Genomic DNA, 16,359 nt, shown 5'->3' with positions numbered 1-16,359 from the left:
GGACCGCGGCGGTTTCCGGCTTCCGGGCACCACAGTAGCCCGCGCGGGTTGCCGGACGCCGTCCGCGGCGCCATGCGTCATGAATAATTATTAGCCAGTGTGCATAAATCGGCTGTAGACTCGCGGCATGACCATCTCTGTAGCGGTATCAGGCGCCAGCGGCTACGCGGGCGGCGAGGTCCTCCGCCTGCTCGCGCACCATCCGGACGTGGCGATCGGGGCCATCACGGCCCACAGCAACGCGGGCCAGCGGCTCGGTTCGCTGCAGCCCCACCTCCACTCCCTGGCGGACCGCGTGCTGGTGGACACCACCGCGGAGAACCTCGCCGGGAACGACGTCGTTTTCCTCGCCCTGCCGCACGGGGCCAGCGCGGAGCTCGCGGCCCGCCTGCCCGAGCGGACGCTGGTCATCGACGCGGGCGCGGACCACCGGCTCGAGTCCGAGGCCGCGTGGGAGAAGTTCTACGGCTCCGCGCACGCCGGCTCGTGGCCCTACGGCCTCCCCGAGCTGCCCGGAGCCCGCGAGGCCCTGCGCGGGGCGCGCCGCGTCGCGGTCCCCGGCTGCTACCCCACGTCCGCGCAGCTGGCGCTCGTCCCCGGCTTCGCCGCCGGGTTGCTGGAGCCCGACGACGTCGTGATCGTCGCCGCGTCCGGCACCTCGGGGGCGGGAAAGGCCGCCAAGGCGCACCTGCTCGGCTCCGAGGTCATGGGCGGCATGGGGCCCTACGGCGTCGGCGGGGGCCACCGCCACACCCCGGAAATGGAGCAGGGGTTCGGCCGCGCGGCCGGTGAGCCGGTCCGCGTCTCCTTCACCCCGACCCTGGCCCCGATGGCGCGCGGCATCCTGACTACCGCCACGGCGCGGGTCCGGCCGGGCGTCGGCGCCGCCGCGCTGCGCGCGGCCTGGGAGTCCGCCTATGCCGCGGAGCCGTTCGCGCACCTGCTGCCGGAGGGGCAGTGGCCCCACACCAAGCAGGTCCTGGGCTCCAACCACGCCACCCTCCAGCTGGCCTTCGACGAGCACGCCGGGCGCGTGATCGTCGTCTGCGCCATCGACAACCTCACCAAGGGGACCGCCGGCGGCGCCGTCCAGTCCATGAACATCGCCCTGGGCCTGCGCGAATCCGCGGGCCTCGACCTCGAAGGGATCGCCCCGTGACCACCACCCCCGAAGCAGCCGCCCCCGCCGCGCCCGCGGTCGGCGTCACCGCCCCGGCCGGATTCCGCGCCGCCGGCGTCACCGCCGGTCTCAAGGCCTCCGGCAAGCCCGACCTCGCGCTCGTCGTCAACGACGGCCCGCTGCGGCACGCGGCCGCCGTCTTCACGTCGAACCGCGTGGCCGCCGCCCCCGTGCACTGGTCGCGCCAGGCGGTCTCGGACGGCCGCGCCGACGCCGTGGTGCTGAACTCCGGCGGCGCCAACGCCTGCACCGGGCCCCTGGGCTTCCAGAACACCCACGCCACCGCCGAGCACGTCGGCGCCGCCCTGGGCGTGAGCCCGGGCGACGTCCTCGTGTGCTCCACCGGGCTCATCGGGGAACAGCTGCCGATGGACAAGCTGCTTCCGGGCATCGACGCGGCCGCCGCCGCGCTCGCCGGAGGCCGGGGGGAGGACGGGGGAGCGGCCGCGGCCACCTCCATCATGACCACCGACAGCGTGCCCAAGGAGGCCGGCTTCCGCGGCAGCGGCTACTCGATCGGCGGCATGGCCAAGGGCGCAGGAATGCTCGCCCCCGGGCTGGCGACCATGCTCGTGGTGCTGACCACCGACGCCGCGGTCGAACCCGCCGCGCTGGACGCCGCCCTGCGGGCGGCCACGCGCGTCAGCTTCGACCGGACCGACTCCGACGGCTGCATGTCCACGAACGACACCGTCATCCTCCTGGCCTCCGGCGCCTCCGGGACGGCGCCCGGGGCCGCGGAATTCTCCGCGGGGCTCGCCGCCGTGTGCACCGACCTGGCCGCTCAGCTCATCCGCGACGCTGAGGGGGCGGCCCACGACATCACCGTGCGCACCTTCAACGCGGCGACAGAGGAGGACGCCGAGGAGGTCGGCCGCGCCGTGGCCCGGTCCAACCTGTTCAAGACGGCGATCTTCGGCCGCGACCCCAACTGGGGCCGCGTGCTCTCCGCCGTCGGCACGACCCGCGCCGCCTTCGAGCCGGACCGCCTGAACGTGGCCATGAACGGCGTGCAGATCTGCCGCGACGGCGGCATCGGCGAGGACCGGTCGCTCGTCGACCTCTCGGGACGCGAGGTGCTGGTGGAGATCGACCTCGCCGCCGGCGACGCCGAGGCCTGCATCTGGACCAACGACCTCACGCACGAGTACGTGCACGAGAACTCCGCCTACAGCAGCTAGGAAATCCCATGGGCAGCACCGAGCAGGCCGCACGGCGGCCAGACCACGACGACGACGGCGGCGCGCGCGCCGCGGCACAGCGCAAGGCCGAGGCCCTCATCGAGGCCCTGCCGTGGATCCAGCGGTTCGCCGGGACCACCATGGTGGTCAAGTACGGCGGCAACGCCATGGTCAACGACGACCTGCGCCGCGCCTTCGCCGAGGACATCGTGTTCCTCCACCACGCCGGCATCCACCCGGTCGTCGTCCACGGGGGCGGGCCGCAGATCAGCGCCATGCTCGCGCGCCTGGGCATCGAGTCGGAGTTCCGGGGCGGGTTGCGCGTCACCACGCCCGAGGCGATGGACGTCGTCCGCATGGTCCTCACCGGCCAGGTGGGCCGCGAGCTGGTCGGTCTGGTCAACTCGCACGGCCCCTACGCCGTGGGCCTCTCCGGGGAGGACGGGGGACTGCTGCGCGCCGGGCGGACGGGAACCGTCGTCGACGGCGAGGACGTCGACCTGGGGCTGGTCGGCGAGGTGACCGGCGTCGAGCCCCGCGCCATCCTCGACCTCATCAAGGCTGGCCGCATCCCCGTCATCTCGACCATCGCGCCGGAGGTCGACGCGGACGGCGAGCCCACCGGGCAGGTCCTGAACGTCAACGCGGACACCGCCGCCGCGGCCCTGGCGTCCGCGCTGGGCGCCTCCAAGCTGGTGATCCTCACCGACGTCGAGGGGCTGTACGCCAACTGGCCGGACCAGTCGTCGCTGATCAGCTCGCTCGCCGCGTCCGAGCTGCGGGAGATGCTGCCGCGGCTGCAGTCCGGCATGATCCCCAAGATGGCCGCGTGCCTGCGGGCCGTCGAGGAGGGCGTCGAACGCGCCCACATCGTCGACGGCCGCCTGGCCCACTCCATGCTGCTGGAGGTCTTCACCTCCGCCGGCGTGGGCACCCAGATCGTCCCGCGCGAGGAGGACAAGTGAAAGATTCAGCCGGCACCGCCGGGCTCGCCGACACCGCCGGGCTCGCCGACACCGCCGGGCTCGGAGCCCTGGCCGGGCTGCACGGGCCCGAGCTCCTGGAGCGGTACAACCGCTCGCTGATGGGTGTCTTCGGCACCCCGCAACGCGTCCTGGTCCGCGGATCCGGCTGCACGGTCTGGGACGCGGACGGGAAGGAGTACCTGGACCTGCTGGCCGGCATCGCCGTCAACGCGCTTGGCCACGCGCACCCGTTCGTGACCAGCGTGGTGTCGAGCCAGCTGGCCACGCTCGGCCACGTCTCGAACTTCTTCACCAGCCCCACCCAGATCGCGCTCGCCGAGCGGCTGCTGGCGCTCTCCGGCGCCCCGGCCGGCTCCCGGGTGTTCTTCGCGAATTCCGGCGCCGAGGCCAACGAGGCCGCGTTCAAGCTGGCCCGCCGCAATTCCGCCCCCGGGGCCGGGGGGAAGCCGCGGACCCGGATCGTCGCCCTGGAGAACGCCTTCCACGGCCGCACCATGGGCGCGCTCGCGCTGACCTGGAAGGCCGCCTACCGCGAGCCCTTCGAACCGCTCCCGGGCGGCGTGGAGTGGGTCGCCGCCGGCGACGCCGACGCGTTGCGCGCCGCGGTGGACGAGACGGTGGCCGCGGTGTTCATCGAGCCCGTGCAGGGCGAGGCCGGGGTCCGCGGCCACCCCGAGGGGTATCTGCGCGCCGCGCGGGAGATCACCCGCGACGCCGGGGCGCTGCTCGTCTTCGACGAGGTGCAGACCGGCGTCGGGCGCACCGGTTCCTGGTTCGCCTCCGAGGGGGTCCTCCCCGACGCCATGACCCTGGCCAAGGGCTTGGGAGGGGGGTTCCCCATCGGGGCGCTCATCGCCTTCGGCGAGGACGTCTCGACGCTGCTGGCCGCCGGCCAGCACGGCACCACGTTCGGCGGCAACCCGGTCGCCACCGCGGCCGCGCTGGCGACCCTGCACACCATCGAGTCGCAGGGTCTCCTGGAACACGCTCGGCGGGCGGGCGCGGCCGTCGCCGCGGCGCTCGGCGCGCTGGACTTCGTCACCGGGGTGCGCGCCCACGGCCTCCTGATCGGCTTCGACCTCGCCGCCGAGATCGCCCCCGCCGTCGTCCGGCACGCGCTGGACGCCGGATTCATCGTCAACGCGACGGGCCCGGGCACCGTCCGCCTGGCGCCCCCGCTGATCGTCACCGAGGGGCAGCTGCTCGGCTTCGTCGACGCCCTGCCCGCCATCTACGCCGCCGCCACCTCCGAGGAGACCCCGTGAGCACGCCCGCCACCGTCCGCCATTTCCTGACCGACACCGACCTCAGCCCGGCCGAGCAGAACGAGGTGCTGGACCTCGCGGCCGCGATGAAGGCCGACCGCTTCGGCCACCGTCCGTTCGCCGGGCCGCAGACCGTCGCCGTGTTCTTCGACAAGACCTCGACGCGCACCCGGGTGTCCTTCGCCGCGGGCATCGCCGAGCTGGGGGGATCGCCGCTGGTCGTCAACGCGGGGGAGTCCCAGCTGGGGCACAAGGAGACCGTCGCCGATTCCGCGCGCGTGCTCTCCCGCATGGTGTCCACGATCGTGTGGCGCACCTACGCGCAGTCCGGCCTCGAGGAGATGGCCGCGAATTCCCGGGTGCCCGTGATCAACGCCCTCTCCGACGACTACCACCCGTGCCAGCTGCTGGCGGACCTGCTCACGGTGCGCGAGCACAAGGGCGCGCTGGCGGGACTGACCATGACCTACCTGGGAGACGCGGCCAACAACATGGCCAACTCCTACCTCCTGGCCGGGGCCACGGCCGGCATGCACGTCCGCGTGGCGGGACCGGAGGGCTACCTGCCGGACCCGTCGGTCGTCGCGGCGGCCGAGCGGCGCGCCGCGGAGACGGGCGGGTCCGTGCTGGTCACCACCGACGCGGCCGCCGCGCTGGCCGGGGCCGACGTCGTGGCCACCGACACCTGGGTGTCCATGGGGCAGGAGGAGGAGAAGGAGGAGCGCATGCGCCTCTTCGACGCCTACGCCGTGGACGCCGCGGCCCTGCGCCTGGCGGCCGAGGACGCCGTCGTGCTGCACTGCCTGCCCGCGTACCGCGGGTACGAGATCTCCGCGGACGTCATCGACGGCCCCCAGTCGGTGGTCTGGGACGAGGCGGAGAACCGCCTGCACGCCCAGAAGGCGCTCATGGCCTGGCTCATGGTCCGGTCCGGGCTGGCCGCAGCGGACGGCGGGACGCGACGATGAGCGTCCAGCCCCCGGGACAGCCGTCCGCGCAGCCGTCGACCAAGATCGCGCGGCAGGCGCGCATCAAGTCGATCCTCGGATCCGAATCGGTGCGCTCGCAGGCCGAGCTCGCCGCGCTGCTGGCGGGGGAGGGCGTGCAGGTCACCCAGGCGACGCTGTCCCGGGACCTCGTGGAGCTCGGTGCCATCCGCGTGCGCGGCGTCGACGGCGGGCTGGTCTACGCGATCCGGTCCGACGGCGGGGACCGCACGCCGCGCACGGGGCTCACGCAGGAGGTCCTCGACGCGCGGCTCGCGAAGCTCTGCGCCGAACTGCTGGTGACGGCGGAGGCATCCGGGAACCTCGTGGTGCTGCGGACGCCGCCGGGGGCCGCCAACTTCCTGGCGCTGGCGATCGACCACTCGATCCTCCCGGACGTGCTGGGCACCATCGCCGGGGACGACACCGTCGTGCTGGTCACCCGTGAGCCCGACGGCGGCGAGGAGATCGCCGCCCGCTTCCTCACGCTCGCCGACCCGCAGTAGCGCGCCACCCGGGTTGTTCCGTCCCGGGGTCCCCGGTTCCGGCGTGTCCGGTCCCGCGGGGTCCGGCGGCGCCGCGTCAGTCCCGCGGGGCGAACGCGCGCCGGAACTCCGCCTCGGCCTCGGGGCCGAACAGGACGAAGCGCACCTCGTCGATGCTCCCGGCCGCGTCCGTGGCGGACCAGCGGGCCAGCGCGCCGGCCGCGACGTCGGCGACCTCGGCGGCGTCCCAGCCGAAGATCCCCGCGCCGATGGCCGGGAAGGCGACGCTGCGCGCCCCGAGCCCGGCGGCGACCGACAGGCTCGAGGTGAAGCAGGAGGCGAGCAGGGCCGGATCCGTCTCGCCCGCGTGGCGGTTGGGTCCGACGGTGTGGATGACCCAGCGGGCCGCCAGCCGGCCCGCGGCCGTCGCCACGGCGGACCCCACGGGCAGGCCCCGGGGGAGGTCGCGGCGGCGCAGCTCCCGGCAGGCCGCCGCGAGCGCCGGACCGGCCGCGGCGTGGAGGGCGCCGTTCACGCCGGCACCGTCGGACAGCGCCGAATTCGCCGCGTTGACGATCGCGTCCGCCTCCTGGGCGGCGATGTCCCCGCGCAGGACCGCGACCCGCATGGCTAGAGGTACTCGCCGATGACCCGGGCCATCTCCGGCAGCGAGAACATCTCGGCCACGGCGACGGCGTTCTGGCGGCCCAGCCGGGGGTCCGCGCCGTGTTCGAGCAGGTGGCGCACCAGGGGCTCGTTCTGCCGGAACACGGCGCAGGTGAGTGCCGACTGGTCCTTGTCGTTCAGCCGGTTGACGTCCGCGCCGCGCTCGAGGAGCCCGCGCACGAGCGCGTCGTGGCCGTTGTAGGCGGCCAGGATCGCCAGGGTGTCGCCGTTCGGGTTCGTCAGGTTGGCCGGAAGCCCCTGGTCCACGAGCGCCAGCAGCTTCTCGGCGTCGCCGGAACGGGCCAGGTCGAAGGTGGAGTGGAGGAATGCGAGTTCCTCCTCGGTGAGTCCGGGAGTCGCTCCCTGCGGGTCCTGTGTCATGCATCAAAGGTTACCGTTGGGTGGGGCGGCGCCGCGGGCGGGTCGCCCGTTGCGGTGACTGCATATTTATGTAGACTTGTGAATAAGAAATGATCGCCACCTGCCCGGCAGCGCCGGGAGAACCTAGGAGCACCCCGTGAAGGAACGCATCGTCCTCGCCTATTCCGGCGGCCTCGACACCTCGGTCGCCATCGGCTGGATCGGCGACGCCACCGGCGCCGAAGTGATCGCCGTGGCGGTCGACGTGGGACAGGGCGGCGAGTCGCTGGAGACCGTGCGCCAGCGCGCGCTTGGATGCGGCGCCGTCGAGGCCTACGTGGCCGACGCCCGCGACGAGTTCGCCGACGAGTACTGCATGCCCACGCTGAAGGCCGGCGCGCTGTACCAGAACCACTACCCGCTGATCTCCGCGATCTCCCGGCCCGTGATCGTCAAGCACCTGGTGACCGCCGCGAAGCAGTTCGGCGCCACGACGGTCGCCCACGGCTGCACCGGCAAGGGCAACGACCAGGTCCGCTTCGAGGTCGGCATCCAGACCCTCGGTCCGGACCTGAAGTGCATCGCGCCCGTCCGCGACCTTGCCCTGACGCGCGACAAGGCCATCGCGTACGCGGAGGAGAAGAACCTCCCGATCGAGACCACGAAGAAGAACCCGTACTCGATCGACCAGAACGTCTGGGGGCGCGCCGTCGAGACCGGCTACCTCGAGGACATCTGGAACGGCCCCACGAAGGACGTCTACAGCTACACCGACTCCCCGGAGTTCCCGCCGGCCCCGGACGAGGTCACCATCAGCTTCCGGCAGGGCGTCCCGGTGGCCATCGACGGCATCGCCGTCACGCCGCTGGAGGCCATCGAACAGCTCAACCGCCGCGGCGGCGCGCAGGGCGTGGGCCGCATCGACATCGTCGAGGACCGCCTCGTCGGCATCAAGTCCCGCGAGATCTACGAGGCGCCGGGCGCCATGGTCCTCATGGAGGCCCACAAGCACCTCGAGAACATCACGGTCGAGCGCGACCAGGCCCGCTTCAAGGCCGGCGTCTCCCAGCGCTGGTCCGAGCTGGTCTACGACGGGCTGTGGTTCTCCCCGCTGAAGCGCTCGCTGGACGTGTTCATCGAGGACACCCAGCGGCACGTCTCCGGCGACATCCGCATGGTCCTGCACGGCGGCCGCGCGACGGTCGAGGGGCGCCGGTCCGACACCGGCCTGTACCGGTTCGACCTGGCGACCTACGACACCGGGGACACGTTCGACCAGTCCAGCGCCCGCGGCTTCATCGACATCTTCGGCCTGACCTCGAAGGTCGCCTCGGAGCGGGACCACCGCCTCACGGGCGGAGCCGAGTAGATGGCCTCGTCCACCAACGAGGGCGCGCTCTGGGGGGCGCGCTTCGCCGGCGGACCGGCGGACGCCCTCGCCGCGCTGAGCAAGTCGACCCACTTCGACTGGCGGCTGGCGCGCTACGACATCGCCGGCTCGCGGGCCCACGCGCGCGTCCTGCGCGCGGCCGGCCTGCTCGACGACGCCGAGCTGGAGGGCATGCTCGACGCGCTCGGCCGGCTGGAGGCCGACGTCGTCTCCGGCGCCTACACCGCGTCGGAGTCCGACGAGGACGTGCACGGATCGCTGGAGCGCGGGCTCATCGAGCGGGCGGGCCCGGCGCTGGGCGGCAAGCTCCGCGCCGGCCGCTCCCGCAACGACCAGATCGCGACGCTGGGCCGGATGTTCCTCCGCGACCACGCGCGCATCATCGCCCGCGGTGTCCTGGCCACGGTCGACGCCCTCGTCGCCCAGGCCGAGGCGCATCCGAACGCCGCGATGCCCGGGCGCACGCACCTCCAGCACGCCCAGCCGGTGCTGCTCTCGCACCACCTGCTGGCCCACGCCTGGGCCCTCCTGCGCGACGTGCAGCGGCTCACGGACTGGGACCGGCGCGCCGCCGTCTCGCCCTACGGCTCCGGCGCCCTCGCCGGGTCCTCCCTGGGGCTGGACCCGAACGCGGTGGCCGCGGAGCTGGGCTTCGATTCCGCCGTCTGGAACTCCATCGACGGAACCGCCTCGCGGGACGTCTTCGCCGAGTTCGCCTGGGTCTGCGCGATGATCGGCGTGGACCTCTCCCGGATCTCCGAGGAGGTCATCCTCTGGGCGACGAAGGAGTTCTCCTTCGTCACCCTGCACGACTCCTACTCCACCGGGTCCTCGATCATGCCGCAGAAGAAGAACCCGGATGTCGCGGAGCTCGCCCGCGGCAAGTCGGGCCGGCTCATCGGCGACCTCACGGGGCTGCTCGCCACGCTCAAGGGCCTGCCCCTCGCGTACAACCGCGATCTGCAGGAGGACAAGGAACCGGTCTTCGACGCCGCGGACACGCTGGAGCTGCTGCTGCCGGCCGTCTCCGGGATGGTCGCGACGCTGGGGTTCAACACGGCGCGCATGCACGAGCTGGCGCCGCTGGGCTTCGCGCTGGCCACGGACGTCGCCGAGTGGCTGGTGCGCCAGGGCGTGCCCTTCCGCGACGCGCACGAGCTCTCCGGCGCCGCCGTGAAGCTGGCCGAGTCCCGCGGTGTCGAGCTGTGGGACCTGACCGACGCCGAGTTCGCCGGCATCTCGCCCGCGCTCACCCCGGAGGTCCGCACGGTGCTCAGCACGGAGGGCTCGCTGGCGTCGCGGGACGCCCAGGGCGGCACGGCCCCCTCGGCCGTCGCCGCGCAGCTCGCCGCGCTGCGGGAGCAGGCCGCCGCCGCGCGGGCGTACGCGGGCGAGGGCTAGCCAGCGCCCGACCGCCGCGCCCGGGGACCTCGGGCGCGGCATGCGCCGCGTCCGCCGGTCCTCCGCGCCGGCCCGGTTCCGCTGGTGCCTTTCTCCCCGCGTCCGGCTCCGCCGCGTCCCGCGGGGCCGGCGGTAGGCTGTGCGCATGACCACGCTCTCGCCCCCGGCCCTCAAGGCCTTCGTCCGGGAGGCCGTCGGCGGCCTCCGATCAGCGATCGGCTCCCTGGAGGGAACCGCCATGGCGGAGCCCTCGGCGCTGCCGGGCTGGACGCGCGCGCACGTGGTCGCCCACGTGGACGGCGTGTCCCGGGCGATCGCCCGGCAGCTCGAGCACGCCCGCCGCGGGGAGCGCGTCGCGTTCTACGACGGCGGCATGGAGGGGCGGAACGACCGCATCGCGCTCGGAGCCCTCATGGCGCCGGCGAAGCTGGCCGAGCGCGCCCTCGAGGGGCTGGACCTCCTGGAACGCGCCCTCGGCGACATCCCCGAGGACGGGTGGGACGCCCCCACCAGCTTCCGGGGTGAGGGCACGGTCCGCGACTGCGTGCTGGGTGCCTGGCGCGAGGCGCTCATCCACACGGCGGACCTCGGGCTGGGCGCCGGGCCCGTCGACTGGCCGTCCGAGTTCTCCCGGCATCTCTTCGATTTCCTCTCCGTGCGCCTGCCCGCCGGGACCCGGGTGGTCCTGCAGCCCACCGGGCGGCCGCCGGTGGTCCTGGGCGCCGGCGGCCACAGCACGGTCATCACGGGCATGGAGTTCGACCTCGCCGCCTGGATCGCCGGCCGCGAGCCCTCGGGGCCGATCCGCGCGACCGCCTCGGCCGACGCCAGCGAGCTGCCGGCGCTCGGCCCCTGGCCGTCGGCGGTGCCGGCGTCCGCGTGACCGGCGGGCACGCGACGGGTTCGACCGGACCCGCGCCCGACGACGTCGGGCTCGGAGCGTTGCGCCGCGGCGCCCTCGACGTGGCGCCGCTGCTGCTGAACGCCGTCGTCGCCACGGAGGTGGACGGGGAGCGCGTCGCCGTCCGGCTGACGGAGGTGGAGGCCTACGAGGGCGCGCGCGACCCCGGCTCCCACGGCTACCGCGGCCGGACCGCCCGCAACTCCGCCCTCTTCGGCCCGCCGGGGACGCTCTACGTCTACTTCACCTACGGGATGCACTTCTGCGCGAACATCGTGTGCGGGGGCGACGGCGTGGCCTCCGCCGTCCTGATGCGCGCCGGCGAGGTCGTGGAGGGGCGCTCGACCGCCGCCGCACGCCGGCGCGGCCCGGCACGGGACAGGGACCTGGCCAACGGGCCGGCCAAGTTGGCGCAGGCGCTCGGCTTGGACCGTCGGTACGACGGCGCCGTCCTCGGCACCGCGGCGCTGACCCTCGGCACCCCGGCGGCGACCCTCGACGGGGTGGCGGCGCGCCCGCCGGCGGGCATGATGCGCGGCCCGCGCGTCGGCGTCTCCGGTCCGGGCGGCGGAGACGCCTACGCCTGGCGGTTTTGGCTGCCGGGGGAGGAGACCGTGTCCCGCTATCGGGCGGCGGTCGCCCGCCCGCCACGCGGGGCGGCGGAGTAGCCCGGCCGAAGTAGGCCGGCGCGAAGAAGCCGGTGCGGCTCACTGGAGAGGTCGGGGTCCGGGTCCGGGTCCGGCGCGGCCGGCCAGGGTCGGCAGTGGGAGGCGCGGACCGGGCGGTTCTCTCCAACGGATAGAGTGGTTGCGTGCAATCACGGACGGAAAGCATCCCGGAACTCCTCGACCGCCTCTGCGCGGTCGTCCCCGACTACCCCGTTCCCGGCGTGTCCTTCAAGGACCTCACCCCCGTCTTCGCCGACGCGCAGGGGCTGCGCCGCGTGGTCGACGCGATCGTCGAGCCCTTCGTCGGGACGTTCGACGTCGTCGCCGGTCTGGAGGCGCGGGGGTTCGTGCTGGCCGCCGCGGCGGCCTACGCGACGGGCACGGGGATGCTCACGATCCGCAAGAAGGGCAAGCTGCCACGCCCGGTGCACTCCGAGGACTACGCGCTCGAGTACGGGACGGCGACGCTGGAGCTGCACCGGGACGACGTGCCGCCGGGGACCCGCGTGCTGATCCTGGACGACGTCCTGGCCACGGGCGGGACGGTGGGTTCCGCCGTGCGGCTGGTGGAGCGCGTCGGCTGCCCCGTGGCGGGCATCGGCGTCGTGCTGGAACTGGAGGGCCTGAACGGGCGCCGGCACTTGACGGACCACCTGGTCCACGCGCTGCAAAAGGTTTGAGAACCGCGGAGTAGACTTGTCTGTCCGCCGATCCGCATGAGGGAGGATCCATGCCAGAGTCACCGTCTCCATCGACGGAGTTGGAACTCGAGCGCAGCTACGTCTCCGGTTTGTACCGACGACTGGACGAGCTCCGTGAGGAGAAGGCGGGCCAGCTGGCTCGCGTGCGCCGCAGCGGCGCCGTCGGATCGATGCAGAATGTCTCCGAGCGCGACGCCTTCGCGAGCATGTACGAGGACCGCCTGGCGCAGCTCAACGCCGTCGAGGACCGACTCGTGTTCGGGCGCCTGGACCTCGAGGGGGCGCCCCCCGGGCAGGACCGTGCCCGCGATGGCGACGCCGACGCGCGCTACATCGGGCGCATCGGACTCACCGCCGAGGACCAGTCGCGCCTGATGATCGACTGGCGGGCCCCCGAGGCGGGCGCGTTCTACCAGGCCACCGCGTTCGACCGCCACGGCGTGCGCCGCCGCCGGCACCTCATCCTCAAGGGCCGCAACGTGGTGGCGCTCGAGGACGACGTGCTGGACTCGGCGCTTCTGGCGGAGGGTGCCCAGCACCAGGGCGAGGGCGCCCTGCTGGCCGCCCTGACGTCCAAGCGCACCGGCCGGATGGCCGACATCGTCAGCACCATCCAGGCGGAGCAGGACCGCATCATCCGCTCGCCGCTGGCGGGCGTCCTCGTCGTCCAGGGCGGTCCGGGCACGGGCAAGACCGCAGTCGCGCTCCACCGCGCCGCCTTCCTGCTGTACCAACACCGGGAGCGGCTCAAGTCCGCCGGCGTGCTGCTGGTGGGACCGTCGTCCTCGTTCATGCGCTACATCGAACGCGTGCTGCCGTCCCTCGGGGAAACCGGCGTCGTCATGGCCAGCGTCGGCCGCCTCCTGCCCGGCATCCGTGCCGTCCCCGAGCCGCACCGCGAGGTCGCCCGCATCAAGGGCCGGCTGGACATGGCGGAGGTGGTCGCCCGCGCGGTTGCGAACCGCCAGCGCCTGCCCAACGGTGACCGCCGCGTCGTCGTCGAGGGAACGTCGCTGGTCCTGGGCGTGCGGCAGGTCAGGCGCGCCCGCGACAAGGCGCGCGCCACGCACAAGCCGCACAACGAGGCCCGAACCACGTTCGTGAAGATCCTCCTCCGCGAGCTGGCAGACCAGTTGCAGGAGCGACTAGAGGACTCTTCGGGCACCGGCAACTCCGTGGACCGCGCCTACCTCATCGAGGACGTGCGATCCTCGCGTGACGTGCGGATCGCGCTGAACCTGTGCTGGCTGCCCATGACGCCGGAGAAGCTCCTGCGCGACCTCTTCTCGAAACCCGAGCAGCTGGCCGCCGCCGCGCCGCATCTGACCGAGGCCGAGTTGCGGGCCCTGCGCCGCGAGCCGGACGCGCCCTGGACGGAGGCCGACGTGCCGCTCCTCGACGAGGCCGCAGAGCTGCTCGGGGAACACGACGCCACGGGCGGGCACGAGCAGGCCCAACGCGAGGCGGCCCGCAAACGGGACATCGCCAACGCCGAGCAGGCCCTGCGCAACGTCGACTCGATGTTGCGTGAAACCGGCAACGACGGGCTCGTCAGCGCCGAGGACCTCGCGGACCTCAACGAGGAGACCGAGGAGAGCATGACCGCGGCCGAGCGCGCGGCGCAGGACCGGACGTGGGCCTACGGGCACGTTGTGGTCGACGAGGCGCAGGAACTCTCGCCCATGCAGTGGCGCCTGCTGATGCGGCGCTGCCCGCTGAAGTCCTTCACGGTCGTCGGGGACATCGCGCAGGCCAGCTCCGCGGCCAGTGCGTCCAGCTGGGACGCGGCCATGGCCCCGTTCGTGGGTGACCGGTTCGCGCTCGAGGAGCTGACCGTGAACTACCGCACGCCCACCCAGATCGCCGAGGCCGCGGCCCGCATGGCGCAGTCCGCGGGACTCGTGGTCTCCACGCCGAAGGCGGTCCGGGAGGGCCGTTGGGCGCCGATCGTGGACCGCGTGCCCGCCGGTGGGTTGATCGGCCGGCTGGTCGAGGTGCTCCCGGGCGAGGTCGATCTCGCCGAGGGGGGCCTGGTCGCGGTCATCGTGCCGGCCGAGCGGCTGCGCGCTGCCAGGGCCGCCGTGGTCGGGCTGTACGGGCGGCGCGTCGGCGGCGGTTCCGGCGGGCTGGACCAGGACATCGTCGTGACGACCGCCGCGGAGTCCAAGGGCCTGGAGTTCGACGTCGTCGTGGTGCTCGAGCCGCAGGAACTGGTCGAGGAGGCCGAGGGGACTGTCGGGGCGCTGTACGTCGCCATGACCCGCGCCACCCAGCGGCTCCGCGTGCTCGCGGAAGGTCATGTCCCGGACGGGATCGAGTCCCTCGACTAGCGGGGCGGTCCCTACTGCTAGGTTTAAGCGCGTGTTATCCAGCGAACAGAACCGCGCGATCGCGGAGCAGAGCAACGATCCGTCCTTCCCCAACATCTGGCAGGAGCTGAAGTGGCGCGGGCTCGTCCACGTCTCGACCGACGAGTCCGAGCTGGAGGAGCTCCTCGCGGGGGAGCCGATCACCTACTACTGCGGTTTTGATCCAACGGCGCCCTCTCTGCACCTCGGAAACCTCGTGCAGCTGTTGAACATGCGCCGGCTGCAGCTGGCGGGGCACCGGCCGCTCGGCCTGGTGGGTGGTTCCACGGGCCTGATCGGCGACCCGCGACAGACCGCCGAGCGGGTGCTCAACACCCCGGAGACCGTCAACGAGTGGGTCAACATCCTCCAGGGGCAGGTCGGGCGCTTCCTGTCCTTCGAGGGGCCGTCGGCGGCGCGCATGGTGAATAACCTGGACTGGACCGCCCCGATGTCCGCGATCGACTTCCTGCGCGAGATCGGCAAGCACTTCCGCGTCGGCACCATGATCAAGAAGGACATCGTCGCGGCGCGCCTGAACTCCGACGAAGGCATCAGCTACACCGAATTCAGCTACCAGATCCTGCAGGGCATGGACTACCTCCAGCTGTTTCGCGACTACGGCTGTGTCCTGCAGACGGGCGGGTCCGACCAGTGGGGCAACCTGACCAGCGGGACCGACCTGATCCGCAAGGTCGAGGGCACGTCGGTGCACGCCTACGGTACGCCGCTGATCACGAACTCGGATGGTACGAAGTTCGGCAAGAGCGAGGGCAACGCCATCTGGCTGGATCCGGCGATGTGCAGCGCCTACGCCTTCTACCAGTTCTGGCTCAACACCGCCGACGCCGACGTGGTGGACCGTCTCAAGGTCTTCACCTTCATGACGCGGGAGCGGATCGAGGCGCTCGCGGCGGCGGTGGCCGAACGCCCCTTCGCACGCGAGGCGCAGCGCGCGTTGGCCTACGAGGTCACTACTTTGGTGCACGGGCAGCGCGCGACCGAGAACGTGATCGCCGCGTCTGGGGCGCTGTTCGGCCAGGGTGCCTTGGAGGACCTCGACGAGGTGACCCTTAAGGCCGCCACGGCCGAACTGCCCGGCGCGACCGTTGCCTCCGATGCGTTGGGAATCGTCGACCTGCTGGTCGCCTCCGGTCTGTCCGACTCCAAATCGGCCGCGCGCCGGGTGGTGTCCGAGGGGGGCGCCTACGTGAACAACCGCAAGATCGCCGATGCCGGCGAGGTACTCGGCAGCAACGACCTGCTCCACGGCCGCTACCTGCTGGTGCGCCGCGGCAAGAAGCACCTGGCGATGGTCGAGGTCGCAGGCTAGCCGAACCGGTTCGCCGAGGGGCCGCGCCACCGGGATTGCTCCCGGCGGCGCGGCCTTTCTGCATTACTGGGCCCGGGGAGAGGCGCCTGTCCGGCCCGACGACGGCCCGACGACGGCGCGACACGCCCGGGCGTCGGGGACGATTTGGCGTCGACCGCGGACGCCTGTATTGTTTTCTGAGTCGCCGGGACGAGGACAGCGGAAACGCTGGGAATCGCGGGGCGGCCACCCCCTTCCCATCACCCGGAAATCACCGGACGCTTTAGAGCGCCGGAGAACGCCGGATGAGAGGCAGGGAGCGCCGATCTGGTCGCGATCGAGTCGGAAAACACCGATTTGACAGCAAGCAGATCGTCGAATAAATTATAAATATCGCTACGGACGAAAAGCGAAAAGAAAACGAATTCTTTCGAATTCATTCGCTCGGAACCGTAAGCTGTCTGTTGTTTGAGAACTCAATAGTGTGCCATGTTTGTTGACACCGATTTTTTATCGATTGGTGAATGGC

At 72.5% G+C, this 16,359-nt stretch carries 15 protein-coding genes; 13 read left to right on the top strand and 2 right to left on the bottom strand.

Annotated elements, in window-relative coordinates; genetic code table 11:
* Positions 1 to 127: 127 nt before the first annotated feature.
* From argC to ACETWP_RS10835, 6 genes are all read left to right on the top strand, one after another.
* Complete coding sequence (gene argC, locus ACETWP_RS10860) at positions 128 to 1,159, top strand: N-acetyl-gamma-glutamyl-phosphate reductase (protein WP_373972264.1); 1,032 nt, start codon at positions 128 to 130, stop codon at positions 1,157 to 1,159.
* The gene (argJ, locus tag ACETWP_RS10855; RefSeq protein WP_373972263.1) at positions 1,156 to 2,361 is read left to right on the top strand and encodes a bifunctional glutamate N-acetyltransferase/amino-acid acetyltransferase ArgJ; all 1,206 of its coding nucleotides are present in this window, start codon (positions 1,156 to 1,158) and stop codon (positions 2,359 to 2,361) included. The genes argC and argJ overlap by 4 nt, the downstream gene beginning before the upstream one ends.
* 8 nt (positions 2,362 to 2,369) lie before the next feature.
* Positions 2,370 to 3,326: an acetylglutamate kinase gene (gene argB / locus ACETWP_RS10850; protein WP_373972262.1), complete on the top strand. Its 957-nt coding sequence runs from the start codon at positions 2,370 to 2,372 to the stop codon at positions 3,324 to 3,326.
* 68 nt (positions 3,327 to 3,394) lie between these two features.
* A complete protein-coding gene (locus ACETWP_RS10845; RefSeq protein WP_373972382.1) occupies positions 3,395 to 4,612 on the top strand; it encodes an acetylornithine transaminase in 1,218 nt (405 codons plus the stop codon).
* Positions 4,609 to 5,580 (top strand): ornithine carbamoyltransferase, encoded by a 972-nt coding sequence (argF, locus tag ACETWP_RS10840; protein ID WP_373972261.1) that lies wholly within the window; start codon positions 4,609 to 4,611, stop codon positions 5,578 to 5,580. Before ACETWP_RS10845 ends, argF begins: the two co-directional genes overlap by 4 nt.
* Positions 5,577 to 6,104, top strand: coding sequence for an arginine repressor (locus tag ACETWP_RS10835; protein WP_373972260.1), 528 nt, complete (start codon positions 5,577 to 5,579; stop codon positions 6,102 to 6,104). Before argF ends, ACETWP_RS10835 begins: the two co-directional genes overlap by 4 nt.
* Before the next feature lie 76 nt (positions 6,105 to 6,180).
* Here ACETWP_RS10835 and ACETWP_RS10830 read toward each other — a convergent pair whose 3' ends face one another.
* A complete protein-coding gene (locus ACETWP_RS10830; protein ID WP_373972259.1) occupies positions 6,181 to 6,711 on the bottom strand; it encodes a macro domain-containing protein in 531 nt (176 codons plus the stop codon).
* Positions 6,712 to 6,713: 2 nt separating this feature from the next.
* On the bottom strand, positions 6,714 to 7,130 hold the full coding sequence (locus ACETWP_RS10825) for an ankyrin repeat domain-containing protein (RefSeq protein ID WP_373972258.1): 417 nt from the start codon (positions 7,128 to 7,130) through the stop codon (positions 6,714 to 6,716).
* Positions 7,131 to 7,266: 136 nt separating this feature from the next.
* Here ACETWP_RS10825 and ACETWP_RS10820 point away from each other — a divergent pair, with 136 nt between their 5' ends.
* The 7 genes from ACETWP_RS10820 to tyrS all read left to right on the top strand — a co-directional run bounded on the left by ACETWP_RS10820 (position 7,267) and on the right by tyrS (position 15,851).
* The gene (locus ACETWP_RS10820; protein WP_373972257.1) at positions 7,267 to 8,478 is read left to right on the top strand and encodes an argininosuccinate synthase; all 1,212 of its coding nucleotides are present in this window, start codon (positions 7,267 to 7,269) and stop codon (positions 8,476 to 8,478) included.
* Entirely contained in the window at positions 8,479 to 9,900 is a 1,422-nt protein-coding gene (gene argH / locus ACETWP_RS10815; protein ID WP_373972256.1) for an argininosuccinate lyase, read from the top strand.
* 145 nt (positions 9,901 to 10,045) lie between these two features.
* Complete coding sequence (locus tag ACETWP_RS10810) at positions 10,046 to 10,783, top strand: maleylpyruvate isomerase family mycothiol-dependent enzyme (RefSeq protein WP_373972255.1); 738 nt, start codon at positions 10,046 to 10,048, stop codon at positions 10,781 to 10,783.
* A gap of 59 nt (positions 10,784 to 10,842) precedes the next feature.
* Positions 10,843 to 11,469: a DNA-3-methyladenine glycosylase gene (locus tag ACETWP_RS10805; RefSeq protein ID WP_373972381.1), complete on the top strand. Its 627-nt coding sequence runs from the start codon at positions 10,843 to 10,845 to the stop codon at positions 11,467 to 11,469.
* Between the two features lie 143 nt (positions 11,470 to 11,612).
* Positions 11,613 to 12,149, top strand: coding sequence for an adenine phosphoribosyltransferase (locus tag ACETWP_RS10800; protein ID WP_373972254.1), 537 nt, complete (start codon positions 11,613 to 11,615; stop codon positions 12,147 to 12,149).
* A gap of 50 nt (positions 12,150 to 12,199) precedes the next feature.
* The gene (locus tag ACETWP_RS10795; protein WP_373972253.1) at positions 12,200 to 14,500 is read left to right on the top strand and encodes a UvrD-helicase domain-containing protein; all 2,301 of its coding nucleotides are present in this window, start codon (positions 12,200 to 12,202) and stop codon (positions 14,498 to 14,500) included.
* Between the two features lie 31 nt (positions 14,501 to 14,531).
* On the top strand, positions 14,532 to 15,851 hold the full coding sequence (gene tyrS / locus ACETWP_RS10790) for a tyrosine--tRNA ligase (RefSeq protein ID WP_373972252.1): 1,320 nt from the start codon (positions 14,532 to 14,534) through the stop codon (positions 15,849 to 15,851).
* The last annotated feature ends 508 nt before the right edge of the window (positions 15,852 to 16,359 follow it).

It is taken from the genome of Arthrobacter halodurans, assembly GCF_041877255.1.
Lineage (GTDB): Bacteria > Actinomycetota > Actinomycetes > Actinomycetales > Micrococcaceae > Arthrobacter_N > Arthrobacter_N halodurans.
The sequence above is the reverse complement of the archived record's forward strand: the minus strand, read 5'-3'. Positions and strand labels throughout refer to the sequence as shown.